This window comes from Sutcliffiella horikoshii, assembly GCF_021991925.1.
GTDB classification, from domain to species: Bacteria; Bacillota; Bacilli; order Bacillales; family Bacillaceae_I; genus Sutcliffiella_A; species Sutcliffiella_A horikoshii_F.
On the sequence record NZ_RXZI01000005.1, the window covers coordinates 102,449 to 117,962 of the forward strand.

15 protein-coding genes and 1 other annotated feature are annotated in these 15,514 nt (G+C 34.8%); of the genes, 11 read left to right on the forward strand and 4 right to left on the reverse strand.

Going from position 1 to position 15,514, the window contains the following annotated elements:
- Window position 1 precedes the first annotated feature (1 nt).
- Together EKQ44_RS14105 and EKQ44_RS14110 are read right to left on the reverse strand one after the other, a co-directional pair.
- Entirely contained in the window at window positions 2-1,174 is a 1,173-nt protein-coding gene (locus EKQ44_RS14105) for a Ger(x)C family spore germination protein (RefSeq protein ID WP_237664190.1), read from the reverse strand.
- Window positions 1,175-1,196: 22 nt separating this feature from the next.
- A complete protein-coding gene (locus tag EKQ44_RS14110) occupies window positions 1,197-2,645 on the reverse strand; it encodes a spore germination protein (RefSeq protein ID WP_237664191.1) in 1,449 nt (482 codons plus the stop codon).
- Window positions 2,646-3,459: 814 nt separating this feature from the next.
- Between EKQ44_RS14110 and EKQ44_RS14115 the strand changes: the two genes are divergently transcribed.
- Window positions 3,460-3,915 carry a GNAT family N-acetyltransferase gene (locus tag EKQ44_RS14115; RefSeq protein WP_237664192.1) on the forward strand — a complete coding sequence of 152 codons (456 nt, stop codon included), beginning with the start codon at window positions 3,460-3,462 and terminating at the stop codon, window positions 3,913-3,915.
- Between the two features lie 272 nt (window positions 3,916-4,187).
- Complete coding sequence (locus tag EKQ44_RS14120) at window positions 4,188-5,339, forward strand: PstS family phosphate ABC transporter substrate-binding protein (protein WP_237664193.1); 1,152 nt, start codon at window positions 4,188-4,190, stop codon at window positions 5,337-5,339.
- 656 nt (window positions 5,340-5,995) lie between these two features.
- Here EKQ44_RS14120 and EKQ44_RS14125 read toward each other — a convergent pair.
- Window positions 5,996-6,484 carry a GNAT family N-acetyltransferase gene (locus EKQ44_RS14125; RefSeq protein ID WP_237664194.1) on the reverse strand — a complete coding sequence of 163 codons (489 nt, stop codon included), beginning with the start codon at window positions 6,482-6,484 and terminating at the stop codon, window positions 5,996-5,998.
- A 231-nt stretch (window positions 6,485-6,715) separates the two neighbouring features.
- Here EKQ44_RS14125 and EKQ44_RS14130 point away from each other — a divergent pair, with 231 nt between their 5' ends.
- Both EKQ44_RS14130 and metG read left to right on the forward strand, forming a co-directional pair.
- Window positions 6,716-7,213 carry an LURP-one-related/scramblase family protein gene (locus tag EKQ44_RS14130; protein ID WP_237664195.1) on the forward strand — a complete coding sequence of 166 codons (498 nt, stop codon included), beginning with the start codon at window positions 6,716-6,718 and terminating at the stop codon, window positions 7,211-7,213.
- A gap of 62 nt (window positions 7,214-7,275) precedes the next feature.
- Window positions 7,276-7,544 (forward strand) — a binding site (T-box leader).
- A gap of 54 nt (window positions 7,545-7,598) precedes the next feature.
- On the forward strand, window positions 7,599-9,233 hold the full coding sequence (gene metG / locus EKQ44_RS14135; RefSeq protein WP_237664196.1) for a methionine--tRNA ligase: 1,635 nt from the start codon (window positions 7,599-7,601) through the stop codon (window positions 9,231-9,233).
- Between the two features lie 289 nt (window positions 9,234-9,522).
- Here the strand turns inward: metG and EKQ44_RS14140 are convergent, their stop codons facing one another.
- Window positions 9,523-10,464: a helix-turn-helix transcriptional regulator gene (locus EKQ44_RS14140; RefSeq protein ID WP_237664197.1), complete on the reverse strand. Its 942-nt coding sequence runs from the start codon at window positions 10,462-10,464 to the stop codon at window positions 9,523-9,525.
- A 117-nt stretch (window positions 10,465-10,581) separates the two neighbouring features.
- On the opposite strand from EKQ44_RS14140, the gene EKQ44_RS14145 reads away from it, so the two are divergent.
- From EKQ44_RS14145 to EKQ44_RS14175, 7 genes are all read left to right on the forward strand, one after another.
- Window positions 10,582-11,145, forward strand: a complete 564-nt coding sequence (locus EKQ44_RS14145; protein WP_237664198.1) for a dihydrofolate reductase family protein — start codon at window positions 10,582-10,584, stop codon at window positions 11,143-11,145.
- A gap of 123 nt (window positions 11,146-11,268) precedes the next feature.
- Window positions 11,269-11,490 carry a hypothetical protein gene (locus tag EKQ44_RS14150; protein WP_237664199.1) on the forward strand — a complete coding sequence of 74 codons (222 nt, stop codon included), beginning with the start codon at window positions 11,269-11,271 and terminating at the stop codon, window positions 11,488-11,490.
- A 541-nt stretch (window positions 11,491-12,031) separates the two neighbouring features.
- The gene (locus EKQ44_RS14155) at window positions 12,032-12,322 is read left to right on the forward strand and encodes a hypothetical protein (RefSeq protein ID WP_237664200.1); all 291 of its coding nucleotides are present in this window, start codon (window positions 12,032-12,034) and stop codon (window positions 12,320-12,322) included.
- Between the two features lie 178 nt (window positions 12,323-12,500).
- Window positions 12,501-13,010 carry a TlpA disulfide reductase family protein gene (locus EKQ44_RS14160; RefSeq protein ID WP_237664201.1) on the forward strand — a complete coding sequence of 170 codons (510 nt, stop codon included), beginning with the start codon at window positions 12,501-12,503 and terminating at the stop codon, window positions 13,008-13,010.
- A 49-nt stretch (window positions 13,011-13,059) separates the two neighbouring features.
- Window positions 13,060-13,761, forward strand: a complete 702-nt coding sequence (locus EKQ44_RS14165) for a cytochrome c biogenesis CcdA family protein (RefSeq protein ID WP_237664202.1) — start codon at window positions 13,060-13,062, stop codon at window positions 13,759-13,761.
- Between the two features lie 50 nt (window positions 13,762-13,811).
- Window positions 13,812-14,048, forward strand: a complete 237-nt coding sequence (locus EKQ44_RS14170; protein ID WP_237664203.1) for a DUF3977 family protein — start codon at window positions 13,812-13,814, stop codon at window positions 14,046-14,048.
- A gap of 394 nt (window positions 14,049-14,442) precedes the next feature.
- Entirely contained in the window at window positions 14,443-15,240 is a 798-nt protein-coding gene (locus EKQ44_RS14175; RefSeq protein WP_237664204.1) for a carbon-nitrogen hydrolase family protein, read from the forward strand.
- The last annotated feature ends 274 nt before the right edge of the window (window positions 15,241-15,514 follow it).

Consider the following 15,514-nt stretch of genomic DNA (forward strand, 5'->3'; position numbering starts at 1 on the left):
CCTATTCACGTCCTGACTTGTAATTCCCAAGATGTTGAAAGGAGATTTTTGTATTAAGCTTAATTTCAGCGTTCTTTAAGAGTGATGGCCATTCATCTTTGATTTTCTTCCATTCTTTAGGATTATCTTCGCTTAGTATAAGACCTAACCCAATTGGGTCCAATTCATTTTCCTGAGCCACTTTAAGAAGTTCTTGTACTTCGATATTTATCGTTTCTTTTACTTTCTCTTCAAGCTTCTCAACATCTCTAGGATCATCTAAGTTCAAATTGCAATGGTACTGGTTAATGTCCCCTTTCAGTCGCAAATCAAAATGAAAGATATATTTCTCTCCTTGGATTTCTATATTACTTTCTTTAGTATTATTACTGAAAACCCTATAAGCGAAATAATCGTCCTCTTCTTTTGGACAGCCAGCTTCTATTGTGAATCCGGATGCGCTTTCTTGTAATAAGGACAGATATCCTCCATCTCTATAGTCAATAAAGGCAGTAAGCTTATCATCTTTAAATAAAGCCAATCCTCCATAAGCTGTATGGGATGGGCTGGTTGTTTCGAAATTTCCATTTTCCTGTCCTTGTTCAAGATCACCTACTAATTCAATAAAAGGCAATGCTATATCCTTTCCTTCTTTTATCTCATCTACTTTGAGTTGAGAAGAGGTTTTGGGAATATCCCTTCCGATTTTTTTTATAATATTTGTTATTTCAAACGCAGAAGTTCCTTCTACAGGTGAATAGACCTTTAATAATTCACTAGCATTTACACCTCTGGTTATTACAATATATGCATTTGAAGGAATCTGCGGGGAGTTCAAAATATAATCTGCAATCTCTTGTATCTTCCCCTCACGAGCTAATTTTTCACTGAGGATAACCACATCCACCTGACTTAAAAGCACAAATCGAGAAATGTTAACTGAAATTCTTTCTAGTGCCGTATCAATTGTCTTTCCTGATGCTTTGTACACAATATAGCGTGAATTTTGAGTGGGTGCATTGCCAGAGATTGCAGCTGGATTGATTAATTGCAGGGATACTTCATATCCATCTTTTAAATAATCAAGACCAATCGCAAAGGAAAAGGAAAGTTCGTTTAACTCATGCTTATCCGCAGGAGTGAAAAAAATAGAAGTCATTGATAATAGGATAAAAAGCATATAAAGATATTTCAATTACATCCCCCCATTTACCGCTTTATTTAAGGTCATCCTTATTATATTTTTTTGGAGTATTTATAATCTTTTTCAATGGAAAACGAATAAATGTATCTTTTAGATCGATTGTATTTATTGGTGTAATTGGTGATAAATATGGAACACCAAAACTGTTTAAAGAAGACAGATGGTTAATCAATACAATGGTTCCCAAGATGAGTCCCAATAAACCTTGGGTACTGGCTAGAAATACCAGGATATAGCGAATGATTTTAATTGCATTTCCAAATGGGTGAATGGGTACTGCAAAATTTAATACATAGGTAGCTGATATGATGACTAAAGTAGATAATTGAACAAGCCCAGCTTCAGCGGCAGATTGTCCTAAAATGATGGTACCTATGATTGAAAATGCCAATGTAATCCCCGTTGGCAAACGGATGGAACTCTCCAAGATCACTTCAAAAATCAGCATAAGAAAAATCACTTCTATTACTAAAGGCAAGGGGACAATTTGCCTCTGTGCCGCTAAGCTAATGAGTAATTCACTAGGGACCAGCTCTTGATGAAATAATGTAAAGGAAATGTATAAAGGTATCAGGAAGATAGATATAACAAAGGATATGATTCTAATTAATCGTGCAAAGTCGAATATTGAGCTTTCATAATAGTCATCCGCTGTTTGGAAAAATTGCATAAATAATGACGGCACAATCAAAACATTCGGAGAGCCATCACATAGAATCGCTATTTTACCTTCTATAATGTGTCCAGAAGTCACATCCGGACGTTCTGTCGTTAATACCAATGGGAATGGAGTTATTTGATCACTAGTTATGCTTTCCTGAATATAAGATGAATCGAGAATAGACTTAAGGTCAATGGATTCCATTTTTCTTTTAACGTCATGCAAAATGTCAGGATCCACTTTATCGGCTAAATATAAGAGATATACACCCGTATTTGTTTCAGTTCCTATCTTTTGATCTTCTATCGTTAATTGATTATTTTTAATAACTCTTTTTATAAGTGAAAGATTATTAGAGGCCAGCTCCGTAAACCCAATTTGGGGACCATTTAACCCACGCTGTGTCTGTGGAGGGGCAAGGGACCGATCCTTCCAATCGGCCGTGTCTGCCGCGATAGCTTGGTCCAGCCCATCAATGAAGATGAGCGTATTCCCAGCAGACAATTCGTTCTTTACATCGTCTAAAAGAGAAACTGTTTTGATTTTAGAAATTTCAATCGTGTTTTCAATGACTTCATTATGGCTACCTGTAATTTGTCCCATTTTTAATAAAGGACTGAGGATATGTTCTTGTATCATTTTTTTATCTGTAATAGTTTCTAAATACACCAAACATATGGAAGGATTAGTTGGATAAAAGAGTGGTCGGAAAATTAATTCCTTATTATTATGAAAAAGCTTTTGTATGGACGATAAATTGTCATTCAATACCTTAGATAAATGGGGCTTAACTGTTGTCATATACACACCTAAACTTTTTTCCTTATATTTCCCATAGGGGAAGAAAGTATACCGATAAGGTTAAATAGATGTTCATTAAAGGAGTAGAGATTATTGTTGGCAAACTTACTAAATGGGAGTTTTTTATATATTCCGTACAACTATTTTAAAGACGGGGAAGGAGACAGAAGATTTATCTCGAAAGTTATTGACTAATTGATAGTAATAATACTTTCTTAGAAAGGAGATAAAATGGTAAATAATATTGAACAAAAAGAACACATAAGAAGTATGGCTACATTCGTTTATCTCACTCTTGCATTTCTTTTTTCTTTCGTATTTACATCTATATCCATCCTCATTTTACTTTTTCCCATGGTAGGAATTTTAGATGTGACATATTTCCCCTCAAAAGTTGGGATTTCTTCATTTGTCATTTCTATGTTTTTTTCTGTTCTAGCTTTCAGGAATATCTTTACAAAGATATTGATTGTATTTAACCTATCTTTAATGATATTTATAATTGTCTATGGGCCATAGCTTTTTTGTTCAATAAACGGCCATTTATCTCGCAATAAGGGGAAAAAGAATGTCTATATTGAAACTTGGGTTAGAAAAAATATTATATATTGTTTTTACTTGGATTATATTTGTTGTGTTATGGAAGGCGATGGGTATATTCTGGAATGCTTTTGTCCCGTGGAATCTTAAACGGATTTTATAGGATTATTTATGGTAGCGCCTCTCCTAATAATACTGGCTTTTATTCTGTCGAGTTTATCTTTTAAAGTTATAAAGAGTGGAAAATGACCTAACTATAGGGGGTGTTAAAATAATGTACCAATACTTTAAGCGTTTCGTAATAAGGGAAGGAACAGAAGGGGTTCCTGCTGAATATGTGGAAGCTTTGTTTGAGGATGCAGGTTGGGCGAGGAATACACCCTCTTGGCAAAAAGAAAAGTTTTCGCTTATTTTTAAAAACTCTACGTGGGCATTTACGGTGTGGGACCAAAACAAGATGATTGGGATGGTTAGAGTGATCTCAGATCAAATAATGGTTGCTAACATAGTGGACTTAGTTGTTTTATCAGATTATCGCGGGAATGGTATCGGTAAGAAAATCGTAGAACTTTGTGTTCAAAAACTTCCCCACGGTGATTGGTTTGCACACACCTCCGCTAACAATTTCAGTTTCTATGAGAAGTGTGGCTTTGAAGTAAAAGACTTATCCCAAAATGGGACATGTGCGTATTATGGCTATATTCAAGCGAGGAAAGATGGGCATAGGTAGATGTGAGTTACTTTTACATCCAGAAGCTAATTATTGCTCTTGCCCAGTTTGAACCAACTTTAAATGTCCAGCCCGAGGCTCCTGATCGATTTTCTCCTAATCGTGCAAAACGGTAATGTATTGGAAGGCTGAACAATCAACACATAAAACAAGCCTATTGAATTTAATGAAAATTTCGATAAAATTCTAAATAATATGGATACTTCTACTTTTTTAGTGTAAAATTACACCTGGGGTAAGTTTTACTAAAACATTTTTACAAAGGGGAAAACATGAGAATTCTTGGATCCATTATTATTACAATTGCTATTTTGTATTTTGGGTTTTACGGATCAATTATTTTAACGATATCCACGGGGAAAGATCTATACGGTCTTGTTTCAGCTGCCTTTGTGCTCACACTGCTCATTTCTGCAAATCTATGGGTGTGGGGACAGTTTGCTAAAAAGGTAGTGAAATACACATTTCTCTGTTTGATTAGTGTATTTATTCTTTTTGTAGGAGTTGAAGGTAGTAAAGCTTGGTATCAAGATTCCTTAAAAATAATGAGCACCCAAGATGTCGATTTAGGACAATACGAACCATTCCAAAATAATAAACGGGTTGCTGATTTGGGAGAAAAAGCATCCTTGCAGCTTGAAAAACCACTATTAAAGCTAGACGGTTCAACGGCATTATACCCTGTATTTGCCTCTTTCGCGCAGGCTGTATACCCAGAAGGGACATATGATTCGACCATGAGTGAAGTGCAATCCACACAGACCTCAGGAGCGTGGGCCGGTCTTCTTAAAGAAGAAAGAGAACTCATATTTGTACCAGAACCTCCAAGTTCTATTCAGTCTCAAGCCGAGGCAAAAGGCGTAGAGTTGGTGTTAACGCCAGTTGGAAAAGAAGCCTTTGTCTTCTTTGTCCATAAGGATAATCCCGTTTCTAATCTTACCGTGGAGGATATTCAAAACATCTACTCTGGTGAAGTCACGAATTGGAAAGAGCTTGGAGGAAACGATGAGCCAATCCTAGCGTTCCAACGACCAGAAGACAGTGGCAGTCAGCAGATGCTTCGAAAAGTAATGGGAACCAAACGATTAATGGACCCGCCAAGTGACCAGCGAGTTTCAGGTATGGGGGGAATCATTGACGAAACCTTAGACTATGAAAATAGGAAAAATGCCATTGGCTTCTCGTTCCGCTTTTTCTCGGAAACGATGGTGCAAAACAACAAAATCAAGCACTTAAAGGTGGACGGAGTGGCACCTTCCATTGAATCTATTCAAAAGGATACCTACCCATTTGTCAGTCCGTTTTATGCTGTGCATCTCTCCAGTGCATCAAATCCCAATCTTGAATCATTTTTAGAATGGATCAAATCGGAAGAAGGCCAATCACTGGTCGAAAAGTCGGGGTATGTTCCTTATCATAAGTAATATCATAAATCTTTATTGCCTAAATTAGACCTGTGGAAGCTTACCTATATAAAGGTAAGCTTTTTTTGAATTTTCATTTTGTGTAAATGTTGGGGGTTTGAAATAATTGGTATCAAGAAGTAAGCAGGGCTATCCAATATAGGACATGGCTCTAAGGGGAGAAAAATGTGCTGAATAAATGTTTAATAGTAATAAGTGTATTAATATCTCTCATTGGATGTACGGGTGGAGGGGAAGTTGCAATTCACAGTATTGATACAGAGGAGGTATTAAGCCTAGATTCGAAAGCTGGTATCTATCAATATGATGATTTATAAAACAAATATGGATTGGGTTGATAAATTAACCTTAACAAAAGGCGAGCTAATTGGTGAAATAAACAAGATTAATAAAGTAGATACAGATTTTAAAGATGGCACGTCAAATAACATACCGGTTGGTTCAAAGATTCTTTCTCCCAAGAAGGAGGGGACATATTAGTAGTGGAAAAATAAGCTAAATTTAGATTTAGGCTGTCGTGATGCTTATTTATAAAATCCCTTAATGAGTTCAGCATTCAACATCCTCTTACAACTTCTTCTTTTGCAAGTAAGCATACTGGTGATAAAAGAGGTAACTGGATTGTTGATAGTCTGAAATCTACTGTTGGATAGGTTTTAAGCCCCTTTAGGTGTCAGCTGCTTTAGGTACCATGCATCCATTGCGGAATGTTCAGAACCTGGTAGTGGCTCCTGTAATAAGGTGAATCCAAATTTATCATATAATACACAAGCGGTTTTCAACTCTTTTGTTGTTTCTAAGTAACACTTATCATAATGTTGGGAGGCAAAGGACAGAGCGGTTTCCATCAGCTTTTTTCCAATTCCCAACCCTTGCACATTGGTACGTACATAAAGCTTTTGTAATTCGCAAATTTTTTCATCCTTGTTAAATGGCGCAATACCAATTCCGCCAACCACTTCTTCTCGCACTTCGACTACCCAATATTTAGCATGATCCAAATTAGAATAATAATCATGCAGGTCGTTAAGTTGAGGGTCAAAATATGCAGTCCCTGGTTTGGCTAAACCAAGGGATTCTAAAGAATTTTGGATGATTTCTTTAACTATTGCATTGTCTTCTTTTTTCATTTCTCGAATTATCATGTGTAATCTCCCTATGATTTTTTTTAAAAGTAAGTAAAATACTAATCTTGGCTATAGGTCAATGAGACCCATATGCATATCTAGAAAGCTTTGAAAATGAAAATGAAAGCCCAATGTATAAAAGTATACATATTTTAGAGGGGAAATAAAATGTTTACATCAGTAAATGAATGTTGAAACCATTTCTTCTACTTAAACGTAAATTAATAAAAGCCATTAGGGGGAAGTAAGATGAGACAGCTATTCATTAAACAAAAGGTATTTAGCATAAGTGAGAAATTCACGGTAAAGGATCAACAGGAGAATGACATCTATTTTGTGGAGGGGAGCTTTTTGCGGCTGCCTAAAACTTTCTCCATCTTGAACCCTAAAAGAGAAGAAGTGGCACTCATCACGAAAAAAATGTTCACCTTTTTGCCAAAGTTTATGGTGGAAGTTAATGGTCAAGAAATACTTACAATAAACAAAGAATTTTCTTTTTTGAAGGCACGATATACTATTGATGCGGCAGGTATTGAGGTGCGTGGAAATTGGTGGGATATGGACTTTCAAGTTCTTCAACATGGGAAGATCGTGGGAGAAGTGTCCAAAAAGTGGTTTACTTGGGGGGATAGCTACCATGTACAAATACAAGAAGAAGAGATGGAGACCATTGTTCTTGCCATCGTGGTTGCCATCGATTGTGTGAAAGCAGATCATGCAGCAGCTTCTTCTAATCCTGCCACATAAGGAGCTTTTAAAAAATTCTGTTATTTTTCAAACAGTTATGTCATAATAAGTAAAAATATTACATAAACGCGACGATAAGGAAAGTAAATCAACCTTCATTTTCTTACAGAGAGCTTCGGTAGCTGAAAAGAGGCAGAGAATAGTTGATTGAAAATGGCCTTTGAGCAGCAAAGTCGACTTTTTAATAAAGAAATAGACTTTGACGAGATTTGGCACTCGTTACAAATGTCAGAGTATAAGAGTGATGTGTTTCACTTCGTACTTATGGAGGCTAGTAATGCGAATTACTAGTAAATTAAGGTGGTAACACGAGATAAACCTCGTCCTTAGACAATCATTTTGTCTATGGGCGAGGTTTTTTATTTGAGTTTAGGAGGATGAGAAGATGACGATTTTTATTGGAGGCGCATGGCCGTATGCCAATGGTTCCTTGCACTTAGGCCATATAGCGGCATTATTACCTGGAGATATTTTAGCAAGGCATTACCGACAGAAAGGAGAAAAGGTCTTATATGTTTCAGGAAGTGACTGCAACGGCACACCCATTTCCATAAGAGCAAATCAAGAAAATACAACAACAGAAGCGATAGCAAATCGTTATCATAAAGAATTTACAGAGAGTTTTAGCAAGCTAGGCTTTACCTATGATTTATATACACGGACTGACGCAGAACACCATCATAAATCCGTCCAAGAAATATTCTTAAAACTGCTAGAAAATGGATATCTTTACAAGAAGAGAATAGAGCAGGCCTATTGTGAGACAGATCAACAATTCCTATCTGATCGTTTTGTGGAAGGGCTGTGTCCGAATTGCGGCGCGAAAGCACGAGGGGATCAATGTGATCATTGTTCTGCCATTTTAGATCCACTGGATTTATTAGAAAAGCGATGCAAAATTTGTGGGAACCAACCCACTATAAAAGAAACCGAGCATTTCTATTTTTCCCTTAGTCATTTTCAGAAACGTTTGGAAGCATTAGTGGAGGAAGCTGAACAAGAAAATAGATGGCGGGGAAATGCCATTGCTTTAACATCAAGGTATTTGAAAGATGGCGTACCGGATCGAGCAGCGACCCGCGATTTACTTAATGGAGTTGACGTTCCTATCCCAGGTTTTGATGGGAAGAAGATTTATGTATGGATTGAGGCGGTTGCAGGTTATTTAACAGCGAGTAAGGAATGGGCAAAGCAACATAACGAAAAGATAGAAGACTTTTGGAATAAAGAGACCACTTCCTATTACATTCACGGAAAAGACAACATTCCTTTTCATTCAATCATTTGGCCATCCATTTTACTGGGTACCAATAATCCAGCTTTACCAACACACATCATTTCCAATGAGTATTTAACACTTGAAAAACGGAAGATATCGACAAGTCAAAACTGGGCAGTGTGGGTTCCAGATATGTTAGAAAGATATGATGCAGACTCCATCCGGTATTTTCTAACGATCAACGCCCCTGAAAATAGAGATACTGACTTCTCATGGCGCGAATTTATCTATAGTCACAACAGTGAATTGCTAGGAGCATATGGGAACTTTGTTAATCGAACATTAAAGTTTATTGAAAAATCTTACGCAAGTACATCACCACTTGGGAAGATTGATTCAGAAACCAAGGTTAAGGTGGAGGTACTCTATAAAGAAGTTGGCTGCTTACTAAGAGAGGGACAATTTAAAAAGCCATTAGAGCAAATTTTTGAATTTGTTCGGTATGCAAATAAATATTTTGATGAGCTAAAGCCCTGGATTCAAATTAAAGAAGATAAGCCCTCCTGTGATAAGACGATGGCCAATTGTGTGTATATCATTGCAAACCTTGCACAATTGTTAAATCCTTTTTTACCTTTCTCTAGTGAAAAAATAAAAGTGATGTTGGGATTGGAAGAACTTAAATGGGAAGAAATTGAGATTTTATCCTTCCCACTTCGAGAAATAAAACCACTTTTTGAAAGAATTGATGTGGGGAGAATTGAAGAAGAGTTGGAGAGGTTAACGAAAGAAGCTCTATAATATATATTAATCTATGCCTATGAATCCGGTTGACCTACTGAGCGACACGAAAGACCTGGTGTTGAAGGGCGTTTAGGAGTGGTTTTTATAGTAGCCACTATTGACTTTTGTGTCGGCTTTATTGAAACAAAGTATTCTATTAAGGGCCAGATTGTTTAATAACAATTTTAAAGCAAAGTGATAGTATAAAGGTCTATACTTAAACTAAACGGGCAGAAAAGTTAAAAAAGGCGAACATTAAAACAGGTGCTCCTAATTTTTAATAGTGGATTAGGAAAAAAAATATATTTCAATTATCATCTTGATACATTGTTAAAATTTCTTCCGCTTGTTTACGTAATCCAACGATTAATTCCTTTGGTTCCGAAATTCGTGCGTGACTTCCAAGTCTTAAAAATAGTGGTGTTATAAAATTAAGTTCACCACTATCTATGATTGTATCTATGTATCCAGTTCCATCTTCTTGCGTGACTACAAAACCCTCAAAATAAGGAACACTTTTACATTGACGGACACCTTCCATAGTTAAATGCACATGCAGTCGAATCGGGTTTTTTATTTCAATAAAGTTGAACCATTCTTTTAAATTCATGAATTCATCTTCGTTTTCTTCAGTTGATAAAATGGAAAGAATACGATCTACACGATACAGTAATATTTTATTCTTATGATAATCGTAAGCAGGCAAATACCATAATCCATCATGGGCATATACACCGATAGGACGGATGTATTTTTTCCTTATACCTGATCTAGATTCATATTGAATGTGTAAATTTCTATTCTCAATAGAATACTTTAAAACATCGTTTAAAAGGGGAGTATCAATCGTTCTTTTGGGGTTCCAAAAAGCAATATAAGACCAAATTTTATCTATTTTTATTTTAGCTTCACTCTGGAGCGAACTATATAATTTATGTTCAACCGAGGAAATTTCAGTATCAAATGGCAAGTTGCGATAGTAATTTAGAGATTGAAAAGCAAAGAAGATAGAAACAGCTTCTTCTTCTGTAAATAAAATTGGAGGAAGAAATCTACTCGTTAATACTGTATATCCACCATTACGTCCTTGTTCTGAGTAAATTGGCAATCCCATATCAGATAAATCTAATATGTATCTGTGTACAGTACGAATGGATATATGAAATTCATCTGCTATTTCTTGTGCAGTAAACTTTTTTTTAGTCGTAACAAACATAAGAATATCTAATAGACGCTTGGCTTTTGACATTTTTTCACCTTTTTCATTTAATCACGTCATTACTTGTCATGTTTTACGTATAGTATAGTTTATACCTATAATCTTAGCAATTAGGGGAAATTCTATAAGATAAAAGGAGATAAAAATATGACCATTAACGAGAGAGCAAGAAGAGTGATTTTAGATTTAGCAGTTACTTTAGATGGATTTATTGAAGGGCCGAATGGAGAAGTTGACTGGTGCATTATGGATCCTGATATGGATTTCAATAAATTTTTGAATCAAATTGATACTATACTATATGGTAGAAAAAGCTACGATATATGGGGGCAATATATTCCAAAAAATGAAGACTCGGATATCGATAAAGAAATGTGGAAATTGGTTCATAGCAAAGAGAAGTATGTGTTTTCCAGAACACAAAAAGAAACTGATAGTCGAGCGATATTAATAAATGATAACATTGTTGAAGAAGTTAATAGATTAAAGAAAAAGCCCGGTAGGGACATCTGGCTATATGGTGGATCAAGTCTTATTACAACTTTTATCAATTTAGGACTTGTTGATGAATTAAGATTATCTGTTCATCCAATTATTTTGGGAGAAGGAAAACCTTTATTTATAGATATAAACAAGAGAATGAAGTTACAAATAGTTGAAACCAAAAAGTTTTCTTCTGACGTTGTTCAATTAATTTATAGATTGAAATAAACAAAGGGTACATCCCAATGAGTTTATTGTCACTGGGCCATATTTTTGTGCAAATATTTAACCAGTTGAAGAAAAATGGACAGTAAAAGTAAAAGGGTTGAAATCAGGCGAAGGTGGTAAAATATGATTGAAAAGAATAATATTATCAAAAAACAAGATAATAATTATAGGAACTCATATGTGGGTTTTGGAGTTGCCTTCGGATTGCTTGGAGGCGCTGCATTTTCATCTATTGTTGGAATGTTATTTGAATTTCCACTAATTTGGGCTTTTGGACCTGGATTAGGAATGCTTATTGGAATAGTAATTGGATCAATAATGGATTCAAATAAAAATAAAGACTAGTTAATATGATGGGTGTTAAAAAAGTTGAGCATCATTTATATAATATACAGTTAGATTATTCTACTAAAGGGCGCAATCCTGTAACAAGGGTTAGCGCTCATTTTTCATGTTAGGGATAAATCCATCGTTTCATCACATTTCCCTAGCTAAGACTTAATCTTTGAATTTAAGACGTTTCCCTTAAATGGTCGTTTTAGGGAGTTATTATTAACAACGTCCAGATAGTTAAAAACAGGTTATTTTTGTTCCCTTAAACCTATCCCTAAAAGAAATTCCCCTTTCGAAGGACTATTCACCTTATAGGGAATCAGCTTAGAGTAAGAAAAAATACTATTTCACTTCTAAAAAATGCCTTAGCATGGTATCTACGTCTAAATGTTGGTGGGACAACTTTTAGGGCCATATTGTTTAATTTTAAGGCAATGTAGATATATAGGCAATGTAGATATATTTAGCAGCTTAGTTATATAAAATACTGGATTTATTTGGTATTATAGGTTGCAAAGGATTACAAATAGTGAGCGCTGGGAGTGAAAATGGGATGAAAAGCAAGTTTGGATTACTAATTTTAGCATGTGTTATTGTAGGGTCTGCGTTATTTTGGTATACACAAAAAGAGCCATATAGTACAGAGGTAGTTGTTAATTCTTTATGGGATAAATTTGAAGTGCAAAGCATCCAAATTGGCGATACAGATCCAGTTATCTGGATAGAAGTTTATAATAAAAATGTTATAGCCGAAGTTGAAAAGTATGTAACAGAAAACTTATCCAAAGACGACCTAGAACATTATGAAGTCAATGTGTTTTCTAATAAAGGGATAATATATTAAACTTTCAATAATCGACCTCATCCAAGAAACGTGATTAGAACTCTTTTTATTGAAACTAGAGGAGAATTACATATTGTAGAAACTTATTGAATATAAGTGATATAAAGAGTTAGTAGAATAATATATAGTAGGAAAATTAAGCTTGATCCATATCCAAAGGAAGATGGGGATAGAAAAAATGAAAAAAACACTGGGTGTTTTAATTATTGCTTCATTGGTTATAACGGCCTTCTTTCTGCACTTTACCGAACAACAAAGTAGTGTGGATAATAGCGCTGGTGAGTCTGCAATAGATTTTGATTTACCAGCATTAGATGGTACACCAACGAGACTATCAAGTTATAAAGGTAGACCGATTATTCTTAATTTTTGGGCCTCTTGGTGTGAGCCTTGTGAAAATGAAATGCCCGAACTAGATAAATTCCATAAAAAATATAGCGAAGACGTTGTTGTAATGGGTGTTAATATTACCAGTCAAGAAATGAGTGAACAAAGTGTTCGGGATTTTGTAGATGAACTTGATGTATCATTTCCGGTTTTGTTAGATACAGAAGGTGTTTTTAGGAATTATCGAGTCATGAATTTACCAACTACATACTTTATTGATTCAAATGGAAAGATTCTAGACAATTATTCAGGAGAATTAACGTTCGAGATGTTAGAACAATTTAAAACGAAACTCAAATAATTAATTAAACATGTTTCTAGATTACAATAATTTAGTATAAGGGGTTAGTATGGAAGATATCACGATTTGGTTAGCTTTCACTGGTGGATTAATCTCCTTTTTTTCGCCGTGTTGTTTACCTCTTTACCCAACATTTATATCTTATATTACTGGTATTTCAGTTTCGGATCTTAAGAAAAATGAATTAAAAATTAGAAGTGTAGCATTAAAGCATTCGGTTGCCTTTGTCTTAGGTTTTTCTATTGTATTTTACTTAGTAGAATTTTCAGCTAGCTATTTTGGAAAGGCTTATGTACAGTACAATGACCTACTAAGAATGCTAGGTGCCATTTTTATTATTACAATGGGATTATTCATGATAGGAATTTTTTCTCCGGAGTTTTTATTAAAAGAGAGAAGGCTGCCATTTGTAAAAAAGAGTGGAAATCTATTAAATTCTTTTCTGGTAGGATTGATCTTTGCAGCAGGGTGGACTCCATGCATCGGTCCGATTTTTGGAGCAATAATATATGCTAATGTTTTATATCCAAGTGAAACATTTATAAATATAACTGCGTTTTCCTTAGGATTTGGCACCCCATTTATCATAATGGCATTATTTATATCTAAAGTGAAGCTGCTAACAAAGTACTCTTCAGGCTTCTTGAAACTGGGTGGAATATTAATGATAGCGATTGGGTTAATTCTCTTTTTTAATAAAATGTTCTATTTGAATATTTGGATGAAGCGAATAATAGAATTATTTGAATAAGAATTGTAGGATAAACTAAGATCTGGAAATAATAGAAAGAGGTCAAGTTTTTGAAGTATATGGAGTTTGGTATAGGAAATAGTTGGTTATTTAGGACGGAAACAGAATTAGATGATGGTACAGAGTTTGAGGAACAAGGGATAGTAGGTCCAATTAAGTTGCAGTCTATATACATAAGGATTTGGGTAGGAAGCACTGTTTTTTTAATAGATTCAAAAGAGGGATTTAAGCGAATGAAGAAAAAACGTAAAGAATTAAAATTAATTCTGGGCATGGTGAGTAAATAAGCTTCGTTCTATAGGATAAAGGACTATAAAGAGATTCGAATACAATATGTTTATATTGGAAGTGTGAGCGAAAATTACTCTCTAATTGAGAGTGATGAAGGATCGCTATCTTGGGTTAGTTTCAAAGGTATTCTAAACTTTAATGTATCAGCTACTACCATAGAAATAGTTAAACATTATGACCAGGTAGGCAAGTATAACGAAAAAGTATAAGTGGGTTCTACGAAATCTTTAAAAAGAAATCCTGAAATTACTTGGGGACTTTTGAAGGATTGGGAGTTACCGATTTTGAACTAACTGGGGCGATAGCTAAGTATCTAGGAATAGAGACCAGATGTTTACCTGAATCTGATGTAATCATTGTAAAGAAAGAACAAATTCATAGGAGAAACTAATGAAACTAATTATTGCTCTAACCCAGTTTAAACCAACACTTAATGTATCAGAGAATCTTGATAAGATGATTAAGATGATAACACAAACTAAAGAGAATGATATAGTGGTAATGCCTGAAGGCTGTTTATCAGGGTATTCACATAACCTTGAATTTTTAAATGAAAATATAGCTTTCGAAATAGAGCAAGCACTAATAAACCTTCAATCCTATACGAAAAAACACCAGGTTCATATAATATTTGGTTCCTGTATAAGGGAAAAGGGAAGTTGGTATAATGCGGGAATCTACATATCTCCCAATGGATTTAAACATATCTATAAAAAGGTGAATTTGGCTATTCATGAAAGAGGAATTCTCAAAGAAGGAAACGATCTTTCTTGTTTCGACTTGGATTATGGAGAAGCACATATTAAAGTTGCTATTCAATTATGTCGAGAGATACGTTTCCCTGAACAATGGAAGTTCCTTTCTTTAAATGGTGCAAATATTATTTTTTATCTCACTAACATTATTGATACTGAAGAACTTGAAATTTGGAACGCTCACTTGATTAGTCGTGCAGCAGAAAATCAACGCTATGTTATTTCGTCAAATATAGCACATGTAGAACAAGGCTGTTCATCAATGGTAATTTCACCAAAGGGGAGAGTAATTAAAACGCTAGAAGTGGATTGTGAGTCATTAGAAAGAATACAAATAGATCTAAGTGAAAATTCTAATTGGTATTTGAGCCAGAGTCGAAAAGATTTACTAGATGTTACAGCTGTTGGACCTTTTAATAATGGTAGGCAGTAATAGTTAGAGCAATATTCTATATATATAAGTATCGATCTTCCGCAATCGGGCGCCATTCTGGAACAAGAATTGGCGCTCACTTTTCATTTTAGGGCCATATTCTTGAGTAAGATAAAACTTAATGATTCGAAGTTTTTAAGAAGTATTAAATAATTGTTGCAAGATTCCATATTTCAGACAAAAGTTGTAGGGGAAATCCAGCATTTTAACTGATGTTTGGATTGATATTAGTTGTTACCATATAAGCAGCTTAAAAAGCTGTTACATACTTTTT

Excerpts from the sequence above, each read along its gene's own strand:
- EKQ44_RS14165 (WP_237664202.1), top strand. The coding sequence starts at position 13,060 with ATGGAAGATATCACGATTTGGTTAGCTTTCACTGGTGGATTAATCTCC.
- EKQ44_RS14130 (WP_237664195.1), top strand. The coding sequence starts at position 6,716 with ATGAGACAGCTATTCATTAAACAAAAGGTATTTAGCATAAGTGAGAAA.
- EKQ44_RS14140 (WP_237664197.1), bottom strand. The coding sequence starts at position 10,464 with ATGTCAAAAGCCAAGCGTCTATTAGATATTCTTATGTTTGTTACGACT.
- EKQ44_RS14110 (WP_237664191.1), bottom strand. The coding sequence starts at position 2,645 with ATGACAACAGTTAAGCCCCATTTATCTAAGGTATTGAATGACAATTTA.
- metG (WP_237664196.1), top strand. The coding sequence starts at position 7,599 with ATGACGATTTTTATTGGAGGCGCATGGCCGTATGCCAATGGTTCCTTG.
- EKQ44_RS14175 (WP_237664204.1), top strand. The coding sequence starts at position 14,443 with ATGAAACTAATTATTGCTCTAACCCAGTTTAAACCAACACTTAATGTA.
- EKQ44_RS14115 (WP_237664192.1), top strand. The coding sequence starts at position 3,460 with ATGTACCAATACTTTAAGCGTTTCGTAATAAGGGAAGGAACAGAAGGG.
- EKQ44_RS14125 (WP_237664194.1), bottom strand. The coding sequence starts at position 6,484 with ATGATAATTCGAGAAATGAAAAAAGAAGACAATGCAATAGTTAAAGAA.
- EKQ44_RS14150 (WP_237664199.1), top strand. The coding sequence starts at position 11,269 with ATGATTGAAAAGAATAATATTATCAAAAAACAAGATAATAATTATAGG.
- EKQ44_RS14155 (WP_237664200.1), top strand. The coding sequence starts at position 12,032 with ATGAAAAGCAAGTTTGGATTACTAATTTTAGCATGTGTTATTGTAGGG.
- EKQ44_RS14160 (WP_237664201.1), top strand. The coding sequence starts at position 12,501 with ATGAAAAAAACACTGGGTGTTTTAATTATTGCTTCATTGGTTATAACG.
- EKQ44_RS14145 (WP_237664198.1), top strand. The coding sequence starts at position 10,582 with ATGACCATTAACGAGAGAGCAAGAAGAGTGATTTTAGATTTAGCAGTT.
- EKQ44_RS14120 (WP_237664193.1), top strand. The coding sequence starts at position 4,188 with ATGAGAATTCTTGGATCCATTATTATTACAATTGCTATTTTGTATTTT.